This is a genomic window from Herbiconiux aconitum (assembly GCF_024979235.1).
Classification (GTDB): domain Bacteria; phylum Actinomycetota; class Actinomycetes; order Actinomycetales; family Microbacteriaceae; genus Herbiconiux; species Herbiconiux aconitum.
In genome coordinates, this window is sequence record NZ_JANLCM010000001.1 from 1,419,437 (window position 1) to 1,436,193 (window position 16,757).

At 69.4% G+C, this 16,757-nt stretch carries 17 protein-coding genes and 1 pseudogene; 8 read left to right on the top strand and 10 right to left on the bottom strand.

Annotated features, from left to right (window positions below):
- Positions 1-45: 45 nt before the first annotated feature.
- Positions 46-1,302, bottom strand: coding sequence for an ABC transporter substrate-binding protein (locus N1027_RS06550; protein ID WP_259506341.1), 1,257 nt, complete (start codon positions 1,300-1,302; stop codon positions 46-48).
- A gap of 131 nt (positions 1,303-1,433) precedes the next feature.
- Between N1027_RS06550 and N1027_RS06555 the strand changes: the two genes are divergently transcribed.
- Genes N1027_RS06555 through N1027_RS06565 form a run of 3 tightly spaced genes read left to right on the top strand, consistent with a single transcriptional unit; the run spans position 1,434 to position 4,864 of the window.
- Positions 1,434-2,171 carry a FadR/GntR family transcriptional regulator gene (locus N1027_RS06555; RefSeq protein WP_259506342.1) on the top strand — a complete coding sequence of 246 codons (738 nt, stop codon included), beginning with the start codon at positions 1,434-1,436 and terminating at the stop codon, positions 2,169-2,171.
- 51 nt (positions 2,172-2,222) lie between these two features.
- Positions 2,223-3,680, top strand: coding sequence for an aldehyde dehydrogenase (NADP(+)) (locus tag N1027_RS06560; protein ID WP_259506344.1), 1,458 nt, complete (start codon positions 2,223-2,225; stop codon positions 3,678-3,680).
- Positions 3,677-4,864: a fumarylacetoacetate hydrolase family protein gene (locus N1027_RS06565; protein ID WP_259506346.1), complete on the top strand. Its 1,188-nt coding sequence runs from the start codon at positions 3,677-3,679 to the stop codon at positions 4,862-4,864. The genes N1027_RS06560 and N1027_RS06565 overlap by 4 nt, the downstream gene beginning before the upstream one ends.
- A gap of 21 nt (positions 4,865-4,885) precedes the next feature.
- Here N1027_RS06565 and N1027_RS06570 read toward each other — a convergent pair whose 3' ends face one another.
- From N1027_RS06570 to N1027_RS06580, 3 genes are read right to left on the bottom strand one after another with little or no spacing between them, the layout of a single operon-like run.
- Positions 4,886-5,290: a nuclear transport factor 2 family protein gene (locus N1027_RS06570; RefSeq protein WP_259506347.1), complete on the bottom strand. Its 405-nt coding sequence runs from the start codon at positions 5,288-5,290 to the stop codon at positions 4,886-4,888.
- Positions 5,291-5,320: 30 nt separating this feature from the next.
- Complete coding sequence (locus tag N1027_RS06575; protein WP_259506349.1) at positions 5,321-6,349, bottom strand: SLAC1 family transporter; 1,029 nt, start codon at positions 6,347-6,349, stop codon at positions 5,321-5,323.
- Positions 6,346-7,269 (bottom strand): alpha/beta fold hydrolase, encoded by a 924-nt coding sequence (locus N1027_RS06580; RefSeq protein ID WP_259506351.1) that lies wholly within the window; start codon positions 7,267-7,269, stop codon positions 6,346-6,348. The genes N1027_RS06575 and N1027_RS06580 overlap by 4 nt, the downstream gene beginning before the upstream one ends.
- A gap of 139 nt (positions 7,270-7,408) precedes the next feature.
- Here N1027_RS06580 and N1027_RS06585 point away from each other — a divergent pair, with 139 nt between their 5' ends.
- Complete coding sequence (locus N1027_RS06585) at positions 7,409-10,201, top strand: helix-turn-helix transcriptional regulator (protein ID WP_259506353.1); 2,793 nt, start codon at positions 7,409-7,411, stop codon at positions 10,199-10,201.
- On the opposite strand, the gene N1027_RS06590 is transcribed toward N1027_RS06585, so the two are convergent.
- The 4 genes from N1027_RS06590 to N1027_RS06605 all read right to left on the bottom strand — a co-directional run bounded on the left by N1027_RS06590 (position 10,202) and on the right by N1027_RS06605 (position 13,217).
- Complete coding sequence (locus tag N1027_RS06590; protein WP_259506355.1) at positions 10,202-11,242, bottom strand: NAD-dependent epimerase/dehydratase family protein; 1,041 nt, start codon at positions 11,240-11,242, stop codon at positions 10,202-10,204. It lies immediately after the preceding gene.
- Positions 11,239-11,922 carry an alpha/beta hydrolase gene (locus N1027_RS06595; RefSeq protein ID WP_259506357.1) on the bottom strand — a complete coding sequence of 228 codons (684 nt, stop codon included), beginning with the start codon at positions 11,920-11,922 and terminating at the stop codon, positions 11,239-11,241. The genes N1027_RS06590 and N1027_RS06595 overlap by 4 nt, the downstream gene beginning before the upstream one ends.
- The gene (locus N1027_RS06600) at positions 11,919-12,671 is read right to left on the bottom strand and encodes an alpha/beta fold hydrolase (RefSeq protein ID WP_259506359.1); all 753 of its coding nucleotides are present in this window, start codon (positions 12,669-12,671) and stop codon (positions 11,919-11,921) included. Before N1027_RS06600 ends, N1027_RS06595 begins: the two co-directional genes overlap by 4 nt.
- Positions 12,672-12,776: 105 nt before the next feature.
- Positions 12,777-13,217 carry a hypothetical protein gene (locus N1027_RS06605; protein WP_259506361.1) on the bottom strand — a complete coding sequence of 147 codons (441 nt, stop codon included), beginning with the start codon at positions 13,215-13,217 and terminating at the stop codon, positions 12,777-12,779.
- A gap of 272 nt (positions 13,218-13,489) precedes the next feature.
- On the opposite strand from N1027_RS06605, the gene N1027_RS06610 reads away from it, so the two are divergent.
- Entirely contained in the window at positions 13,490-13,747 is a 258-nt protein-coding gene (locus N1027_RS06610; protein WP_259506363.1) for a hypothetical protein, read from the top strand.
- On the opposite strand, the pseudogene N1027_RS06615 reads toward N1027_RS06610, so the two are convergent.
- Positions 13,698-14,272, bottom strand: a pseudogene (locus tag N1027_RS06615) (metallophosphoesterase family protein). The gene N1027_RS06610 and the pseudogene N1027_RS06615 sit on opposite strands and share 50 nt — an antisense overlap.
- Before the next feature lie 120 nt (positions 14,273-14,392).
- Entirely contained in the window at positions 14,393-14,566 is a 174-nt protein-coding gene (locus N1027_RS06620) for a CsbD family protein (RefSeq protein WP_259506365.1), read from the bottom strand.
- 111 nt (positions 14,567-14,677) lie between these two features.
- On the opposite strand from N1027_RS06620, the gene N1027_RS06625 reads away from it, so the two are divergent.
- From N1027_RS06625 to N1027_RS06635, 3 genes are all read left to right on the top strand, one after another.
- A complete protein-coding gene (locus tag N1027_RS06625) occupies positions 14,678-15,196 on the top strand; it encodes a putative immunity protein (protein WP_259506367.1) in 519 nt (172 codons plus the stop codon).
- A gap of 81 nt (positions 15,197-15,277) precedes the next feature.
- The gene (locus N1027_RS06630; RefSeq protein ID WP_259506369.1) at positions 15,278-16,174 is read left to right on the top strand and encodes an N-acyl homoserine lactonase family protein; all 897 of its coding nucleotides are present in this window, start codon (positions 15,278-15,280) and stop codon (positions 16,172-16,174) included.
- Entirely contained in the window at positions 16,171-16,722 is a 552-nt protein-coding gene (locus N1027_RS06635; RefSeq protein WP_259506371.1) for a MarR family winged helix-turn-helix transcriptional regulator, read from the top strand. The genes N1027_RS06630 and N1027_RS06635 overlap by 4 nt, the downstream gene beginning before the upstream one ends.
- Positions 16,723-16,757: the final 35 nt, after the last annotated feature.

Sequence of the window (16,757 nt, forward strand, 5' to 3'; positions counted from 1 at the left end):
GGGGGTCGGATGCGGGGCGGGGCCTGTGGGCCCCGCCCCGGGCGATCAGCCGCCGACGAGGGCTTCGGCCTGCTCCTGCGCCTTGTCCATCGCCGTCTGCATGTCCTGCTGCCCTTGCAGCGCGGCGAGAACCTCGGTCACCACGATCTTGCGGATGTCGGGCGTCTGCGCACCGAAGCCGAGCACGATCTGAGGCACACCGGAATCGGTGAGCTCGTCGAAGACCGACAGGTACGGGGCCTCCGCGAGGCTCTCAGCGCTGCGCTCGGTCGGTGTCGCGACGCTGCTGGCGCCGAGCACCCCCTGGAGCTCCACCTGCTGCTCGGGCTCGAGCATCCAGTCGATGAAGGTCATGGCCGCGTCTTTGTGCTCGCTGTTCGCGTTGATCACCATCGGGGCGATCAGGGCGCCCTGCTTCTTCACCGGGAACGGAATCCGCACGACGCTGAAGTTCAGGTCGGGGTTGGCGTTCTTGGTGGCCACGACGTAGCCGCCGTTGTTGAGCTCCATACCGACCTTGTTCTGGGCGAACATCTTGCGGAAGGTCGCGGCGTCGGCGCCCTTCGGAATGACGTTCGCGTCATACATCTGCTGGTAGGCCTCGAGGCCCTTGACGACGTCGGGCGAGTTCAAGGTGAGCTTCTCGCCATCGGACCACTCGCCGCCGAACCCGTAGACGTAGTTGAAGATGTCCTGCCAGACGCCCGCCTCTTCGGCCTGGGTCTGACGGAAGGCGAGGCCGTAGACGTCGCCGTTGGTGGTCGACTTGGCGATGTCGACGAACTCGTCGAAGGTGGTCGGCGGGTTCGGGATGAGGTCGGCGTTGTAGAAGAGACCGTAGTTGGCGTCTTCGAAGATCACGCCGTAGCGGGAGCCGTCGACCGTCATGTACTTGTCCGGGCCCGGCTGCAGGTTGAGCTTCTCGGCGTCGACCCTGTCGTCGAGCGGTTCGAGCAGGCCCGCGGATGCCGCTGCCTCGAACTCCGGCATGTCGAAGCGGATGATGTCGGGGCCTTCGCCGCCGCCGAGCTGGGTGAGGACGGTCTGACCGAAGGTGGGGTACGGAACAGACGCCGCTTCGATCTTCACGCCGTCTTGGCTCGCGTTGAATTTGTCGATCATCGCCTGCAGGCCCGGTCCACGACCGGGATCGCCGAGGGTCGAGGCGGCGAAGGTGACGGTGACCGTGCCACCGTCGGTGCTGTCGGGGGAGCCGCCGGATGAGCATCCGGCGATCGTCGCCGCACTGACGGCGAGCACAGCTGCGGTGGCGAGCATCCGCCGTGAATGGCGAGAAGGCATCACTTACTCCTTTGTAATCGGTGCATGAGAAGGCGGAAGGTTCCCGCGCTGTTAGGAATAATAATGATAAATATGGAAAATACAAGTGAAAGCTCCCGCAATGCGGTCCGTGCCCGCTAAAGTCGGTCTCCATGGCTGAGTACCCTGGGCGCGGACTGCACCGCGAAGTGGTGGAACAGCTCGGCCTGCGCATCGTGCGCGGTGATTACCCCCCGGGCACGCGCATCGACGTCGAAGCGCTCGAGCCCGAACTCAAGGTGAGCAAGACGGTCGTGCGGGAGGCGTTGCGAGTCATCCGCGAGAAGGGGTTGATCGACTCCTGGCAGAAGCGGGGAACGTTCGTCACGAGCCGTGACTCCTGGAAGCTCCTCGACACCGATGTGATGATGTGGCGGCGGGAGGCGCGCCGCGACGACGACCAGCTGCTGAGCGACCTCTCGCAGCTGAGGAACGCCATCGAGCCCGCCGCTGCAGGGCTGGCGGCCTCCCACCGCACGCCAGACGACCTGGCGAAGTTGGATGCGGCGTTCGACGCATTTCGTCAGGCGGGGGAGAACGTCGACCGGTTGGCCGCGGCCGACCTCGACTTCCATCTCCTGATCCTCGCGGCGACGCACAACGAGCTGTTCGTACGACTGGACACCGTGGTGATCCACGCGCTCAGTGCCCGCAACCGCATCCAGCATCATCCGGGTGCCAGCTGGCACGATCCGGTGCCTGATCACCGCGCCGTGCTCGAGGCGATCAGGCAGGGATCCACCCCGATCGCCGAGGCGGCGATGCAGTATGCGTTGCGGGAATCCGACCAGGATCTCACCAGTGGAGAGCCTCCGTTGAACCCGGGCTCCTCCGATCCGCGACGCTATTAGTATGTTTTAATCGCAATTGACGCGAAAAGAAGGAAAGCGGGGCACGACGACGTGATCGAGATCGACGAGACGGTGACAGCAGCCGACCGGGCCTACCGGGAGGGGTCGAGCGCGTCGCCGACGACCAGGCGGGGCTGGCTCGTCGCCGTGGCGGAGGCGCTCGAAGAGCACCGTGCGGAGCTCGTGGAGCTGGCCCAGGAAGAGACGCACCTCGCCGCGGCGAGGCTGAACGGCGAACTCACCCGCACGGCCTTCCAGCTGCGCTTCCTCGGCGACGAGATCGTCGAGGGCTCCCATCTCGCAGCAACGATCGACCACGCCGATCCCTCCTGGGGAATGGGCCCGCGACCTGATCTGCGATCCATCCGGCAGGCCGTCGGGGTGGTCGCCGTCTTCGGCGCCTCGAACTTCCCGTTCGCGTTCAGTGTGGCCGGCGGAGACTCGGCCTCTGCGCTCGCCGCGGGCTGCGCGGTGGTGCACAAGGCGCATCCGGCTCATCCCCGCCTCGCTCGGCTCACCGCCGGCATCGTCGTCGACGCTCTCCGCTCAGCGGGCGCGCCGTCGGGTCTGTTCGCGCTGGTCGAGGGCCAGGACGAGGGCGTGCAGTTGGTGCAGCATCCGCTGGTCAAAGCCGTCGGATTCACCGGGTCGACCCGAGGGGGTCGCGCGCTGTTCGACCTCGTCGCGGCACGACCGGAACCCATTCCCTTCTACGGAGAACTCGGCAGCACGAATCCGGTCTTCGTCACTCCGCGGGCGTGGGAACTGCGCGGTCAGGCGATCGCGGAGGGTTACCTCGACTCGGTCGGCCTCGGGCGGGGCCAGTTCTGCACGAAACCGGGATTCCTCGTCGCACCCGCCTCGGCGGACGCTGCCCGCACCATCGCCGAGACGGCCCGGAAGCGGGGCGATGCCCCGACGTTGATGCTGACACCGCAGCTGCGCGAGTCGTTCGAACGATCGCTCGACGAGCTGGCGGCGGAGGACGGTTTCGTCGCCGTGGTGGGCGGACCGTCCATCGCCGAGGAGGCTCCGCTCACGCTGTTGCGCGTGGCCGCCGAGACGGTTCTCGCGCGCCCGGAGCTCCTGGAGCATGAAGCGTTCGGCCCCGCCAGCGTTGTGGTGGAGTATGCCGACGAAGCGCAGCTCGGCGCGATCGCCGCCCTGATCGGCGGGCAACTCACGAGCACCGTGCACGGGGAGCCCGACGACGAGGTCGACGATCTGCTGGCGGCCCTGTCGGAGCGGAGTGGGCGCGTTCTTTGGAACGGTTGGCCCACAGGGGTCACGGTCAGCTACGCGCAGCAGCACGGCGGCCCCTACCCGGCGGCCACCACCGACACGACCTCCGTCGGTGCGGCGGCGATCACCCGGTTCCAGCGGCCGGTGGCCTACCAGGACCTGCCGCAGGATCTGCTTCCGCCCGGCCTTCGAGACGACAATCCGCTCGGCATCCCGCAGCGCGTCGACGGTGTGCTCGTGACACCGCAGAGAGCTGCTGCCCGATGAACGCGTCAGCCGTGTTCCCCGGAGGCGACGCCGTGCTGGTCGGTCGGGTCTTCGACCCGCTGAGCGGCGGGCCACGAGTGGTCGGCGTGCACCGCGGTGTGGTGTCCGACCTGACCGACCGGTTTCCGACGGTCTCCCAGCTGCTCGAGCGCGACGACGCGGTCGATCTCGTGACCTCGGCGCCGGCCCGCGCGGACTGGACCCTCGAGGCTCTTCTCCGTGCCTCGTCGACGGATGCTGCAGACGAATCGGATGCTCCCGCGGCACCGGATGCGCCGCGCCTCCTCGCTCCGATCGACCTGCAGGTGATCAAGGCCTGCGGTGTGACCTTCGCGAAGAGCCTGGTGGAGCGCCTGATCGAAGAGCACACCCGCGGCGACTCCTCGCGGTCGCACGAGGTGCGAACCACCCTGCTCGAGGCGATCGGCGCCGACGCCCTGACCGTGCGGCCCGGGAGCGCCGAGGCCGAGCAGGTGAAATCGGTGCTCGTGGAGCGCGGCATGTGGTCGCAGTACCTGGAGGTCGGCATCGGGCCCGACCCGGAGGTGTTCACGAAGGGGCCGGTGCTCTCCGCTGTCGGCTACGGTCAGGCGGTCGGTGTGCCGAGCTTCTCCGACTGGAGCAACCCGGAGCCCGAGCTCGTGCTCGTCGTCGACTCCGCGGGTGTTCCTCGAGGGGCGACTCTCGGCAACGACGTGAATCTCCGCGACGTCGAAGGCCGCAGCGCCCTGCTGCTCGGGGTGGCCAAGGACAACAACGGATCGACGGCCGTCGGCCCGTTCATAAGACTCTTCGACGGGAACTTCAGCGTCGACTCGCTGCGCGACGAGGTCATCCATCTCGAGATCGAGGGTGAGGACGCGTTCACGCTCGACGCCACGAGCAACATGGCCGAGATCAGCCGCGACTTCGAGGAGCTGGTGAGCGCCACGCACGGCGCCCACCACCAGTATCCCGACGGCTTCGCGCTTTTCACCGGAACCCTCTTCACCCCGACCGAAGACCGCGACACCCCGGGGCGCGGCTTCACGCACCGGCTCGGCGACCGGGTCACGATCAGCAGCCCCCAGCTCGGGACGTTGCTGAACGTCGTGGGCCGGTCGGAAGACATTCCGCGGTGGGAGTTCGGCATCGCCGCCCTGTTCGACTACCTGCGCCGAGCGGTGCCGTCGTCGGGCGAGTGATGACCCGGGTCGGCGGCCGGCTCACGGTCTGTTCATGAAGGCGTCGCTCACCGCGGCCGTGTCTTCGTAGAGGTGCATCTTCACGATCTTCCCGTCGCGCACTACGATGTGGAAGACGCTCGGCGTGGAGAACGGTCTGCCCGTGACGTGCACCACGTGGGAGAAGTGCGCGAACACGGCGGCATGGTCGCCGTCGACCAGCACCGCTTCGACCTCGACCACGCTCTTGCCCGGTGAGAAGGCCGGCCACATGGCGTGGAAGTAGTGCGGCACCTCCGAGCGCTTCGACCTCCTGCCGGTCCACGGCAACGCCTCGTTGCCCGGAACGTACCAGTCGATCTCCTCGTCGAAGAGGTCGGCGATCCCGTCGGCGTCCTGCTCGCCGACGCGCTGGAGGAATCGATTGACCACATCATCGGTATTCATGATCTTCCTGTTCTCCTCGTGGTTGTCTCGTCATCGGCTGTGTAATCGGAGCGCGACGGCGTCGTCTGCGCGCCGGAGAGCTTGCTCGGCTCGGCGCACGCCGCGGCGAACGGTGCTCACCAGCACGATCGAGCGCAGGCCGATGGCGGCGATCAGTGCGGTCGCGCCGGCGGCGATGAGGATCGCCACGAGCTGCCAGCCGTCGAACGTCTCGATCGTGAGCCAGTCGATGCCGTAGGAGGTCGCGGAGGCGACCGGGAAGGTGAACGACCAGAACCCCAGCGAGAAGGGCAGCCGTCGATACGTGCCGATGAGGAACAGCTGCATCACGGCCATCAGCACGAGCAGACCGAGCATGCCGGCGGAGAACGCGTCAGGATGCACCCCGTTCATGGCGAACCAGGCGATCCCGGCGACCGCGGGCGGGGCGAGCAGGATGGCCAGCGTCGGGGTGAGCGGATCGGGCAGGGGCGGAAAGAAGGCCAGCCGCGAGAGCAGCACGGTCACCAGCACCACCCAGAAGAAGATGCCCACGGCGAAGGCGCCCATCGCGAGGAGCGGTAGATCGAGTCGGGCCGAGACGGTGGATGCGATCAAGGGTGAGGCGACGGTCGGCAGAAGGTAGGCGCCGTGGAACGCCTCAGGGTTCAGGCGGCCCTTGTGCCAGAAGGCGAGCAGCCACCCCGCGAAGAGGGTGGCCACGATCAGGGAGGCCAGGGCGAGCATGGTGCCCCCGACCGGCCAGATCAGGTGGAGCTGAGCCCCCAGCAGCATCCCCACGGCGGGCACGATGGCCGCGATCGGGCCCTGAGCCGGATGCTCGAGTTGCGAGCGAAGGGTGTCCGAGCTGTGGGCGCCCCGCGTCAGGTGCGCCACGATGGTCCAGACCCACGCCACACCGGCGCCGCACCACAACACGACCGGGATGATCACGGGCAACTCGAGCGCAGCGGTCGCGGTGGACCACAGCGTCGCGAGGCCGGCGATCCCGAAGCTGATGGCGAGCGTGTTGAGTGGGATGCGCGGCAAGGTGCGCGTTCGCCCAACCAGGGCGGTCATCGCCGCGCTGCTCTCGCGAGCTGTTCCACCTCGCCGATCGCGGCCGCGAACGCCTCGGGGTTCTCCTGCGGAAGGTTGTGCCCGACCCCCGGGATCACGTGATGCCGATGCTCGCCCACGAAGTGCCGGGAGTAACCGACACCGTCGGTGGCGGGGAAGTTCCCGTCGGCGCCGCCGTCCAGGGTCACGGCGGGCACGTCGATGGTCGGGGCGGCAGCGAGCCTCCGCTCGAGCTCGACGTATCGCTGGTGGCCGGGCGCCAGACCGAGTCGGTGCCGGTAGGAGTGGATGACGACCTCGACGTAGTCGGGGTTGTCGAAGGCCGCCGCGGCCTGCTGGAGGTCGGCGTCGGTGAAGGGCCACTCGGGCGAGTTGCGGGCCCAGATGACGCGGGCGATCTCCCGGCGACCGATGTCGAGACCGGCGCGGCCGCGCTCGGTGGCGAAGTAGAAGAAATACCACAATCCGGCTTCCGTCGCGGGCGCCAGCGGCTTCGACGCGGCCGCGATGTCTTGGATGAGATAGCCGGTCACCGAGACGATCCCCGCGCAGCGCTCGGGCCAGAGCGCCGCCGCGACGCAGGCGGCTCGGCCGCCCCAGTCGAAGCCGGCGAGAACGGCGCTGCCGATGCCGAGCGCATCCATCAGCTCGATGACATCGGCCCCGAGCGCTGCCTGTTCGCCGGATCGACCGGCGGCGTCGAGACTCATCGTCTGTCCGTGGCCGCGCAGGTACGGAACGATGATCCTGCGGCGGTCGTCGGCGAGGAGTTCTGTCACGGCGCTGAAACTGTGGGGGTCGTAAGGGAACCCGTGCAACAGGATGACCGGATCGCCTTCTTCCGGCCCGACGTCGAAATACGCGACGTCGAGCGGACCGGTGCGGATGTGCCGCACCGGGTATTCCTCCAGCAGATGCATCGGAGTCAGCTCCTCGTCGAGTCGGCCTGTGCTGCAATCGGACCATCTCGAGGCACCTGCCGGATCCAGGAAAGACCCCAGTCTCCCGCAACCGGAACGGGGTTGCGCCGCCTCTGTCCGCCCGGTTACCGTGAGGCAATTGACCGTCACCCGAGACGGAATCGGTGAGCAGATGTCCGAGATTCCCCAAGGGCCGTTCGTCGGCCGTGTGGCGGAATGTCGCGTGCTCGACGAACTGACCGATCTGGTCACGCGAGGGTACAGCGGGTCGGTGGTCTTCCTCGGTGAACCCGGGGTCGGCAAGACGCGGCTGCTGCAGCATCTCGACACCCATTCCTCGCGCATCCGGGTGACTCGGCTCGTGGGCATCGAGTCGGAGCTCCGCCTCGGGTTCGCGGGGCTCCATCGCCTCCTCGCGCCCCTCCACGACGACTTCGCGCGGTTGCCGGCCCCGCAACGCGACGCCCTGCTCACCACGTTCGGCGTGCTGGACCACAATCCACCGCCGCGGTTCCTCATCGGGCTCGCGGCGTTGGGCCTCCTGGCCCGGGAGGCGGAGCGCACGCCGCTCGTCTGCGTCATCGACGACGCCCAGTGGCTCGACCAGGAGTCCCTCGACGTTCTCGGTTTCGTCGCCCGCCGCGCCTACGCCGACGCCTTGGGTTTCGTCTTCGCGGGTCGGGAGAACCAGGATTCGCTGGGGGCGTTGAGCGGACTGCCGACCCGCCACCTCGCGGGCCTCGACCACGACGCGTCGTCGCTCTTGATCTCCACCGCCCGGTGCGCCGCACCCAGCCCCCTGGTGGCCGCCCGGATCGTCGCGGAGACCGACGGGAACCCGCTCGCGATGCTTGAACTCGTGGATCGACTCACGAGCGATCAGCTGGCGGGCCGGCTGCCGCTCCCCCCGCAACTGCCGGCCGGTGGAGGTCTGAACGCCCACTTCCTGCGTCAATGGGAGACCCTGCCGGTGGAGACGCGGTCGCTGCTGCTGCTCGCCTCGGCGATGTCGACCGACGACGTGTCGGTGTTCTGGGGCGCTGCAGCGCTCCTCGGATTGCCGGGCGAAGCGGTCGACGCTGCAGAACAGCTCGACCTCCTCTCCCTCTCCGACACGGTGGCGTTCCGCCATCCGCTCATCCGGTCGGCCGTGTATGCGGCAGCCGAGCCGCAGCAACGCCGCCTCGCGCACACCGCGTTGGCGACCATCGCCGAGCACGACGGCGACCCCGATCTGGCGGCGTGGCATCGGGCCGCCGCCACCACCGCTCCGGATGAAGAAGTGGCCGCCGACCTCGAACGCTCGGCCGAGCGCGCGGAGCGACGCGGTGGTCAAGTCGCCCAGGCCCGGTTCCTCGGTCGTGCCGCCGACCTGTCCCCGGCGGCGCGCGATCGCAGCCTGCGCTTGTTCGCATCCGCTCGGGCTTACCTGGCGTCCGGAGACGGCATCCTGGCGGAAGCCCTGCTGGACAGGGCGGCTCCGGCACTGGATGCGGACGGACGGCACGTCGACGTCGAACGCCTGCGTGCCTCGATAGCGGTCTTCTTCTCCCGTCACAAAGACGTTCCCGCTATCCTCCTGGGTGCGGTGGCATCGCTCGACCCCGACGATCATGCGACCGCCAGGGACATGCTCTTCGACGCCCTCCAGGCGGCCCTGGTCGCCCGCGACCACACGGTCGGGATGACCCCGACCGACATCGCCCGTGCCACGCTCGCCCACCCCTTCCCAACGGGCCCCGCGGCTTCAGGGCGCGACCTGCTGCTGCACGGACTGGCCACGCGATTGGCCATCGGGTACGAACCGGCGGTGCCGTTGCTGCAGCGGTCGGTGCGGGCTTTGTTCGCAGACGAGCGGGTGGGGGTCGGAGCGCTCTCGACCATCATCCTGGGCTGGTTCGCCGCCGACGACGTCTGGGACGACGAAGGCCGTGCCGCGATGTTCGAACGCGCGCTCGCCGTCGCACGCGAACACGGCGTGCTCGGAGCGCTCCGGGTCATCCTGGCCGGCCGCTGTGTCGGTCAATGCTGGACCGGCGCGATCGACGACGCGGAACAGAGCTACTTCGAGGCGGCCGAGATCTCCGCGCTCATCGGCGTTCCGCCGCCGGCGACCACGGGTGTTCTGCTCGAGGTCAGAGCGTGGCAGGGGAGGGAGCGCGAGAGCCGCGAGATGGCGGAGTCGACAGCGAGCTGGGGGAGACAGCAGGGCGCCGAGATCCTGGAGGTCTTCTCGTGGTTCGGCCTGACCGTGCTGGAGATGGGGCTCGGCAACTACGGCGAGGCGCTCACCTCGGCCCGGGAGATCTACGACCGGGATCCTCCGGGGTTCGGCAACCGCATTCTTCCGGAGCTCGTCGAGGCGGCCGCACGCACGGGGCAGGTCGAGATGGCCGAGGCGGCTCTCCGACGGCTCAGCGACCGAGCACGGGCCAGCGGAACGCCGTGGGCGATGGGGATGCTGGCCCGGTCGACGGCGATCCTGGCCGACGACTCCGAGGCGGCTGCCCTCTTCGAGGAGGCCATCGACCGACTTCTCCCGACCTCGGTGCGCACCGAGTTGGCGCGCTCCCACCTCCTGTACGGCGAGTGGCTCCGACGGAGGAGACGCCGGAGCGACGCCCAGGTGCACCTGTCCACCGCCTGGCAGATGTTCGAGGCGATGGGGGCGACGGCGTTCGCCGGACGAGCGCGGAACGAGCTCCTCGCCGCCGGCCAACGACCGATCGCGGCAGTGGACGGTCGAGCGGACTTCGGGCTGACCGCTCAGGAGGCGCAGGTCGCCCGGCTCGCCTCCGGGGGAGCCACGAACGCGGAGATCGCGGCCCGGATGTTCCTCACCACCTCCACGGTCGAATACCACCTCGGCAAGGTCTTCAGAAAACTGTCGATCACCTCTCGCCGCCAACTCGGCCGAGCGTTCTCGTCGTAGTCACCCGCGGAGCGACGCCGACGGGCGGTGGCCACGATCGGCTGCGAACGCGTCGACGAGCTGGCGCAACGCCTCCGTCGACGACACCGTCGGCTCCCAGCCGAGCACGGCGCGAGCCCTGTCGGTCGACAGGACGGGAACGGATGTCGCCAGGTCGATCCATCCCGGATCGGTGGCCTGCAGATGCAGTCGCCAACTCACGTCGACCAACGCCCTCAGCACCTGGCGCCGCAGCGGCACTGCGCGAGGCACCCCGAGTGCCTCCGCGACCTCGGCCGGGCCCAGAACCGGCTCGGCCGCGATGTTGAACGCCCCGCCCGCCCGGCGATCGATCGCCCGCCAGAACGCGTCGGCGACGTCGTCGGCGTGCACCGCCTGCGACACGAGCGAGGTGGGAAGCGGCAGCGCCGGCAGGCGGCGCAACAGGCCGAGGAGCGGAACCGGAACCAGCGGGCCCGCGAACAGGCGGGCGATCTCGCGGGCCGCGTCGGGCTGAAAGACGAGCCCGGGCCGGATGCGGGTCACGACGACCCCCGGATGCGCACGCTCGAACGCATCCATCGCCCGCTCGTTGATGGCCTTGTGCCGAGCGTAGTGCGAGCTCTGCACGCCCCCGGTCGGCCAGTCCTCCGACACCCGCGTGTGCTTGGGCCCGAAACTGTAGGCGCCGACCGACGACGCCACGAGCACCTGGGGCACGTCGGCCGCCGCGACGGCGTCGAGCACGGCGCGGGTGCCGCGAACGTTCGTGCTCGCCATCGTCGCCTCGTGACGGTTCGGTTGCAGAGCCCAGCCGAGGTGCACCACGGCGTCGGCCCCGGTGAACACGCTCCGCAGACGGTCGGCGGCGGCAGCCCGGGAGATGTCGATCTCGTGCCAGTGGGCCGACGAGTAGGGCTCGGCCGCGAGCGGGGCACGACGGGAGACGCCCACGAGTTCGAGTTCGCTCGGGGTCTGGTGCGCGGCATCCTGATCGCGGAGCGCCCGGCGCAGCAGCGCCGTTCCCAGATTGCCGGATGCCCCGACGACGACGATCTTCATGCCGCCTCCGCGCCGGCTTCGTCGACCACGATCTCGAGCGTGCGCGGGTGGCGGAGGATCGTGAAATGGCCGCCGGTGGGCAGCCCGACGTTGTGGGCGCCCGGCAGCACGCTGCTCTCCGGGATGATGGGGTCGAACTCGCCGAACACCGAGGTGATGCGATCGTTCACGAGATCTTCGGTGGCGAGCATCGACGTGATCGGATCGCTCGCCCGGAACGCCCGGAGGGTGCGATTCGGCGCCCAGTCGGCGTAGCGGCTGCCCGAGAACGGTGTGGCGATCGCCACCATCCGCACCAGACGACGATCCGGATCGAGTTTCAGCATCGCGTACTTGCCGATCAGCCCGCCCTTGCTGTGGGCGGCGATGAACACGTCCTCCAAGCCCCGGTCGGCCACGAAGCGGGCCACGACCTCGGCGCCCTCGAGCACCGGGCGGCTGTTGTTGCGCAGGTCGGAGACGACGAAGACCGGATGCCCCCGGTCGTGCAGCGCTTCGATGAGCGGTTGCATGAAGTGCCAGGTCTCGTACACTCCGGGGATGACGATGCACGGTCGCCCGGTGCCGGAGCGGTAGACGCGAGGGTCGGTTCGCGAGGTGATTCCGGTGACCAGGAGCCCCGCCGCCATCAGGTAGTCCTTGACCCACCACGCGGCCCGGTCCTGCCACCGCCAGGTCATCGAGGCAAGCCCTGCATGTCGATATCGGCGAACGCTCTCACGATCCGGGCGAAGCGCTCGGGATCGGTGTGCTGGAGCACGTGCGCGGCTCCCGCGATCTCCGCCAGCTCGCCGTCGACGGCACGGGCTGCCAGTTCTTCGCAGAAGGCGCGGCGGGCGATGGGATCGTGCTCGCCGCGCACGACGAGAACCGGGCAGGTCACCGCGCCGACCTCGTCGACGATCCGGTACTCGAGCATCGAGCGCAGTTCGGTGAAGAACCAGCGGGGGCCGGTGCGCACGTAGTCGCCGGTGACGAGGCCCACGGTCGGGGCCGGTTCGAGAAACAGGTCGTGCAGCAGATCGAGGGTCTGGTGCCGGGCCGTGCGCCGGCGCGGGTCGACGACCGGCGCGGCCAGCACGACCCGCTCCGGGAGTGAGGGCCGGATGCGCGACAGCTCCACGGCGAACTGCGCACCCATCGAGTGCCCGATGATCACCGCCCGCCGCACCTCGCGGTCGTCGAGCGCCCGCGCGATGGCCTCGGCGTAGTCGGGCACGGTCAGCCGTGAAGCAGCCGGTTTCGGCACCCCGCCGAAACCGGAGAGGTCGAGGGAGTGCACGGTCGACGTGCGGGCCAGGGTGTTGTGCAGACGCGCGCTGTAGCGGTGCGACATCCCGAGCCCCGGGATGATCACGAACGGAACATCGGTGCGGCCGTGCGCGGGGCCGGTGTGCACGACGACCTCAGGCGCAACGAGACGTGTCATCGTCCCAGCATCGGCCGCCGAGCGCGTACGCGCACCGGGTTGACAGGGCATCGGCAGCAAGTCGCCCTGACGCGGCGTGCAGGGCCGCCGACCATCGGATGCCGGTCAGGCTTCGGATCGGGTGCGGAGCAGCAGCAGGTAGGCCAGGCTGACGACGGCACCGAAGACGCCGAGCGTCAGAGCCACCACCAGCCCGGCCGAGACGGTGTCGAGGCCGTCGCCGACCCCCGGCCCGACCACGACGGCGGCCGTGATGGCGACCACGACCGAGCCGATCGTGTTGAGCACGAGTCCCACCCACACCCACCGCCGGGCGGCTCGCGGTCTGACGCCCGCCGAGGCGGCGGCAACCGCCACGACGGCAAGCAACCAGGCGCCTGCCCCGACCCCGGCGCAGGCCGCGACCATGACCCCGTCGACGCGCTGGGTCGCATCCGTCGCCCCGCTCATGACCGTCAGCGCGATGATGCCGATCGTCGTCACGCCGGCCAGGTCGAGAACGAGCACGACCAGCAGGCCCGTGAGTCGTGCGCGACTGGGCTTCATGCTCCCACCTTGGCCCCGCGCCCCACTCTGCACACCGGCTTGACGCGGATGTCGCATCAGTGCGACCGGTAGCCACGAGATGCCGGGCCGGGCGATCAGGGTCGAGCGCGCCGGGCCCGGGCGCCGCGACATCCGCTCGTAGGGGGTTGACAGCATCCGCGAGCCGCATCCGTGGTGCCCATACCGCACCATCGGAGGGTTGTCGAGCCCGCTGGCGCTCGAGGAACCCCGCCGTACGGTGAGGGCATCGAATCGAGAGTGAAGGGATTCTCATGGACCTCGGACAGTTGGGCGGCTACCGCCTTCCCGCCGCGATCAGAGACGCCTACGGCGTCGCCACCGCACAAGAGCTCGCCGACCAGCTCGGCGTCACGAAGAAACCCACGTCCGACCTGGGTGGCGAAGCGGATGCCGCATACCAGTCGTTGAAGCAAGGCGACCAGGGCCCGGCGCGCGAACTGCTCGTGCAGAGGCTCGGCGTCAGCGCGTCGAACGCCGACGCGGCTCTCGCGAAATTGCCGAAGCTCTGACCTCCTGACCCGCCGTCGCGCAGGAGTCGGCGGGGTCGACGAAGGTGAGGTCGCGCAGTGCGCCGGCTTCGACAGTGAGGGTGAGGAAGGTGCAGCGGGGCTGCCTCCGACGATCGGTGGGCGAGCCCGGGTTGAGGAGTCTCAGGCCCTTGGGGGTCGTCGAATCCCAGGGGATGTGGCTGTGGCCGAAGACGAGCACGTCGACATCCGGGAACGCGGCGTCGGCTCGTGTCTCACGACCGCTCGTAGGGCCGGTCTCGTGGATCACCGCGAAACGGAGCCCCTCGATCTCCAGCCGCGCCACCTCGGGCAGGCGGGCTCGCAGCTCCGGTCCGTCGTTGTTGCCGACGACGCCGACGAGCCGGCGGCGCGTGCCTCGAGGGCATCGAGGGTCGCCACGTCGACCCAGTCACCGGCGTGCAGCACGACATCCGCCTCGTCGACCGCGGCCCAGACCGCGTCGGGCAGACGCCGGGCGCGCTTGGGCACGTGGGTGTCGGCGAGCACGAGCAATCGGGTGGCCATGCGGCCAGCCTGCCACGCACTCACGGATGGACGCGTTCGGCCCGGGCAGACGTGAGGGGCATCACGCTTCGCGCGCGACGCCCCTCACCTGGCCGGCAATTCGACCGGCACTGGTCCGACTCAGTGCTTGAACGCGTCTTTGACGTTCTCGCCGGCCTTCTTGGCGTCGGCCTTGGCCTGGTCGGCTTTGCCCTCGGCGACTTTGGAGTCATCGCCCGTGGCTTTGCCGAAGGCTTCCTTCGCCTTGCCGCCCAGGTCTTCGGCGGCGTTCTTGATCTTGTCGTCTGCACCCATGTGAGGTTCCTCCTGTGTCGAAACCGCTTTTCGCGGTACTTTTCCAGTCTGCTCCGGTCGCCGAAATCGGCTACCCCCGTTCAGGAATCTCCAGGGTCGTAGGGTGTGGGCATGGTGAACCCGGCGAGCTACAGCGGCAGTCGCGACCCGCGATTCGTGAGCCGGCGGCGCGGCGGACTGCTCGACGACGAGACGCACCGGCTGCTGGCGCTGTGGGCCGCGGACTGTGCCGAACGGGTGCTTCCGCTCTTCGAGCGGGAACGCCCTCACGATGCGCGCCCCGCGTCGGCGATCGCGACGGCACGCGCTTGGGCTGCCGGCGAAGTGTCGATGACCACGGCTCGCGAGCACGCGTACGGCGCCCACGCCGCCGCGCGCGAGGCGTCGGGCGCCGCTGCGGAGGCGGCCCGTGCCGCCGGGCATGCGGTCGCCACGGCGCACATGGCCGACCACGAACTCGGTGGTGCCTTCTACGCGCTCCGGAGCATCCGCATCGCTCACCCCGACGACCTCCAGCGCCTGACGCGCGAGAAGCAGTGGCAGGTCGCGGCGCTGCCCGACGGCATCCGGGCGCTGGTGCTCGACGACATGCGCCGCCGCGCCACGAAGTTCCGAGGCGCCTTCGACTGAGTCGCCCACCGCATCGCGAGATAGCTTGTAGCGATTGTATGTCGTGTCATATGATGACGTGGAATACAAGGGAGGATGCCCGTGAGTCCGATTCGCAGGATCGAGGTGTTCAGCACCGGGCAGGTCGAGATCCGGCCCGAGCACGCGGCGGCGAGCCGCGCTCCGATGGCCTGGTGGCTGATGACTTCTCGGCGGTGGACCGCGCCACGGCCCATCAACGTCTACGTCATCGAGCACGACCGCGGAGTGGTGCTCTTCGACACCGGTCAAGATCGCGCCTCGGTGACCGATCCCGCCTACTTCCCAGCGGGCCCGACCGGCCTCCTCTACCGGCGCCTCGCACGCTTCGCGATCGACGCCGACCAGACCTTGACGGCGGGGCTCGAGCGCATCGGGCTCGCGATGTCCGACGTCGACGTGGCTGTGCTGTCCCATCTGCACCAAGACCACATCGGCGGACTGGGCGAGCTCGCACGGGTGGGCGAGGTCACCGACCCCGGGGCGCACCGCCCCCGCATCCTCGTCGACCCGGCGGAGTGGGCGACACTCGATCGACCGCTTCCCGAAGCGGCCGGACTGCTCGAGTCGCACATCCGACTCGAGGGCCTGAATTGGGAGACGGTGAGCTGGGAGCCCGCCGACGAATCCGTGCGGCCGTTCGCCCGCGCCCACGATCTCTTCGGCGACGGCAGTCTCGTGCTCCTTCCGACTCCGGGACACACCCCCGGTTCGCTCTCGCTGCTCGTGCGGCGGGCAGGCTCCGCGCCCATCCTCCTCGTCGGCGATCTGAGCTACGACGTGCACAGCCTCGAGAGCGGCCACCTTCCCGGGGTCGGCAACCGTGCGCGCCTGCGCGAATCGACTAGCGCCGTGAACGAGTTGACGCGACGGCTGCCGGGGCTCATCGTGGCCGCGGCCCACGATCCGGGCGCCGCGGATGCGGTGCGCGCGGTCGGTGCGGGCAAGGCACGCGGATGAGGCGGGCCGAGCAGATCCGCTATCTCGTGCTCGCTCTGCAGCGTGAAGGCGATCGGCAGCTCGCCTCGGCTCTCCGCCCGCTCGGGCTGACGCCGTCGCAAGCCGAGGCCATCCGCGTCGTTGCGGAGTTCGGACCGCTGAGTCTGCAGCACGTGGGCCGGCTGCTGATCTGCGAGAACGGCACCAATCCGAGCCGGCTGATCGATCGGTTGGTGGATGCCGGGCTGGTTTCGCGGGAGGTGGCTCCGGATGATCGGCGCCGGGTCACGCTGTCGCTCACGCCGGCGGGTCGAGCGGCCGAGACCGCGGTGCGCGCGATCGAGGAGCAGCTGTACCAGCAGATCGATGCGGCACTGGAGGCCGCTGCGGGTGCGGGTGCGGGTGCAACGCGCGGTGAGAAGCCGGGTCCGGATGGCGATGCGGATGAGGGCCGAGGCTCGGGTTCGCGCGCCCAGACCGACGTCGACGCGGCCATCGCACTGCTCGCTGCGCTCGCGGGCGGCACCCCAGCGGCCGAGGCGCTCGAAGGTCGCGGGGTCGGCCGCTGAGCCAGGCCGTCGTACCGCCTGCGCTCAGCTCCTCC

What these genes read in the sequence shown, in the direction of transcription:
- N1027_RS06550 (WP_259506341.1), bottom strand. Translation starts at nt 1,302, where the DNA reads ATGCCTTCTCGCCATTCACGGCGGATGCTCGCCACCGCAGCTGTGCTC.
- N1027_RS06555 (WP_259506342.1), top strand. Translation starts at nt 1,434, where the DNA reads ATGGCTGAGTACCCTGGGCGCGGACTGCACCGCGAAGTGGTGGAACAG.
- N1027_RS06565 (WP_259506346.1), top strand. Translation starts at nt 3,677, where the DNA reads ATGAACGCGTCAGCCGTGTTCCCCGGAGGCGACGCCGTGCTGGTCGGT.
- N1027_RS06570 (WP_259506347.1), bottom strand. Translation starts at nt 5,290, where the DNA reads ATGAATACCGATGATGTGGTCAATCGATTCCTCCAGCGCGTCGGCGAG.
- N1027_RS06575 (WP_259506349.1), bottom strand. Translation starts at nt 6,349, where the DNA reads ATGACCGCCCTGGTTGGGCGAACGCGCACCTTGCCGCGCATCCCACTC.
- N1027_RS06580 (WP_259506351.1), bottom strand. Translation starts at nt 7,269, where the DNA reads ATGCATCTGCTGGAGGAATACCCGGTGCGGCACATCCGCACCGGTCCG.
- N1027_RS06590 (WP_259506355.1), bottom strand. Translation starts at nt 11,242, where the DNA reads ATGAAGATCGTCGTCGTCGGGGCATCCGGCAATCTGGGAACGGCGCTG.
- N1027_RS06595 (WP_259506357.1), bottom strand. Translation starts at nt 11,922, where the DNA reads ATGACCTGGCGGTGGCAGGACCGGGCCGCGTGGTGGGTCAAGGACTAC.
- N1027_RS06600 (WP_259506359.1), bottom strand. Translation starts at nt 12,671, where the DNA reads ATGACACGTCTCGTTGCGCCTGAGGTCGTCGTGCACACCGGCCCCGCG.
- N1027_RS06605 (WP_259506361.1), bottom strand. Translation starts at nt 13,217, where the DNA reads ATGAAGCCCAGTCGCGCACGACTCACGGGCCTGCTGGTCGTGCTCGTT.
- N1027_RS06610 (WP_259506363.1), top strand. Translation starts at nt 13,490, where the DNA reads ATGGACCTCGGACAGTTGGGCGGCTACCGCCTTCCCGCCGCGATCAGA.
- N1027_RS06620 (WP_259506365.1), bottom strand. Translation starts at nt 14,566, where the DNA reads ATGGGTGCAGACGACAAGATCAAGAACGCCGCCGAAGACCTGGGCGGC.
- N1027_RS06625 (WP_259506367.1), top strand. Translation starts at nt 14,678, where the DNA reads ATGGTGAACCCGGCGAGCTACAGCGGCAGTCGCGACCCGCGATTCGTG.
- N1027_RS06635 (WP_259506371.1), top strand. Translation starts at nt 16,171, where the DNA reads ATGAGGCGGGCCGAGCAGATCCGCTATCTCGTGCTCGCTCTGCAGCGT.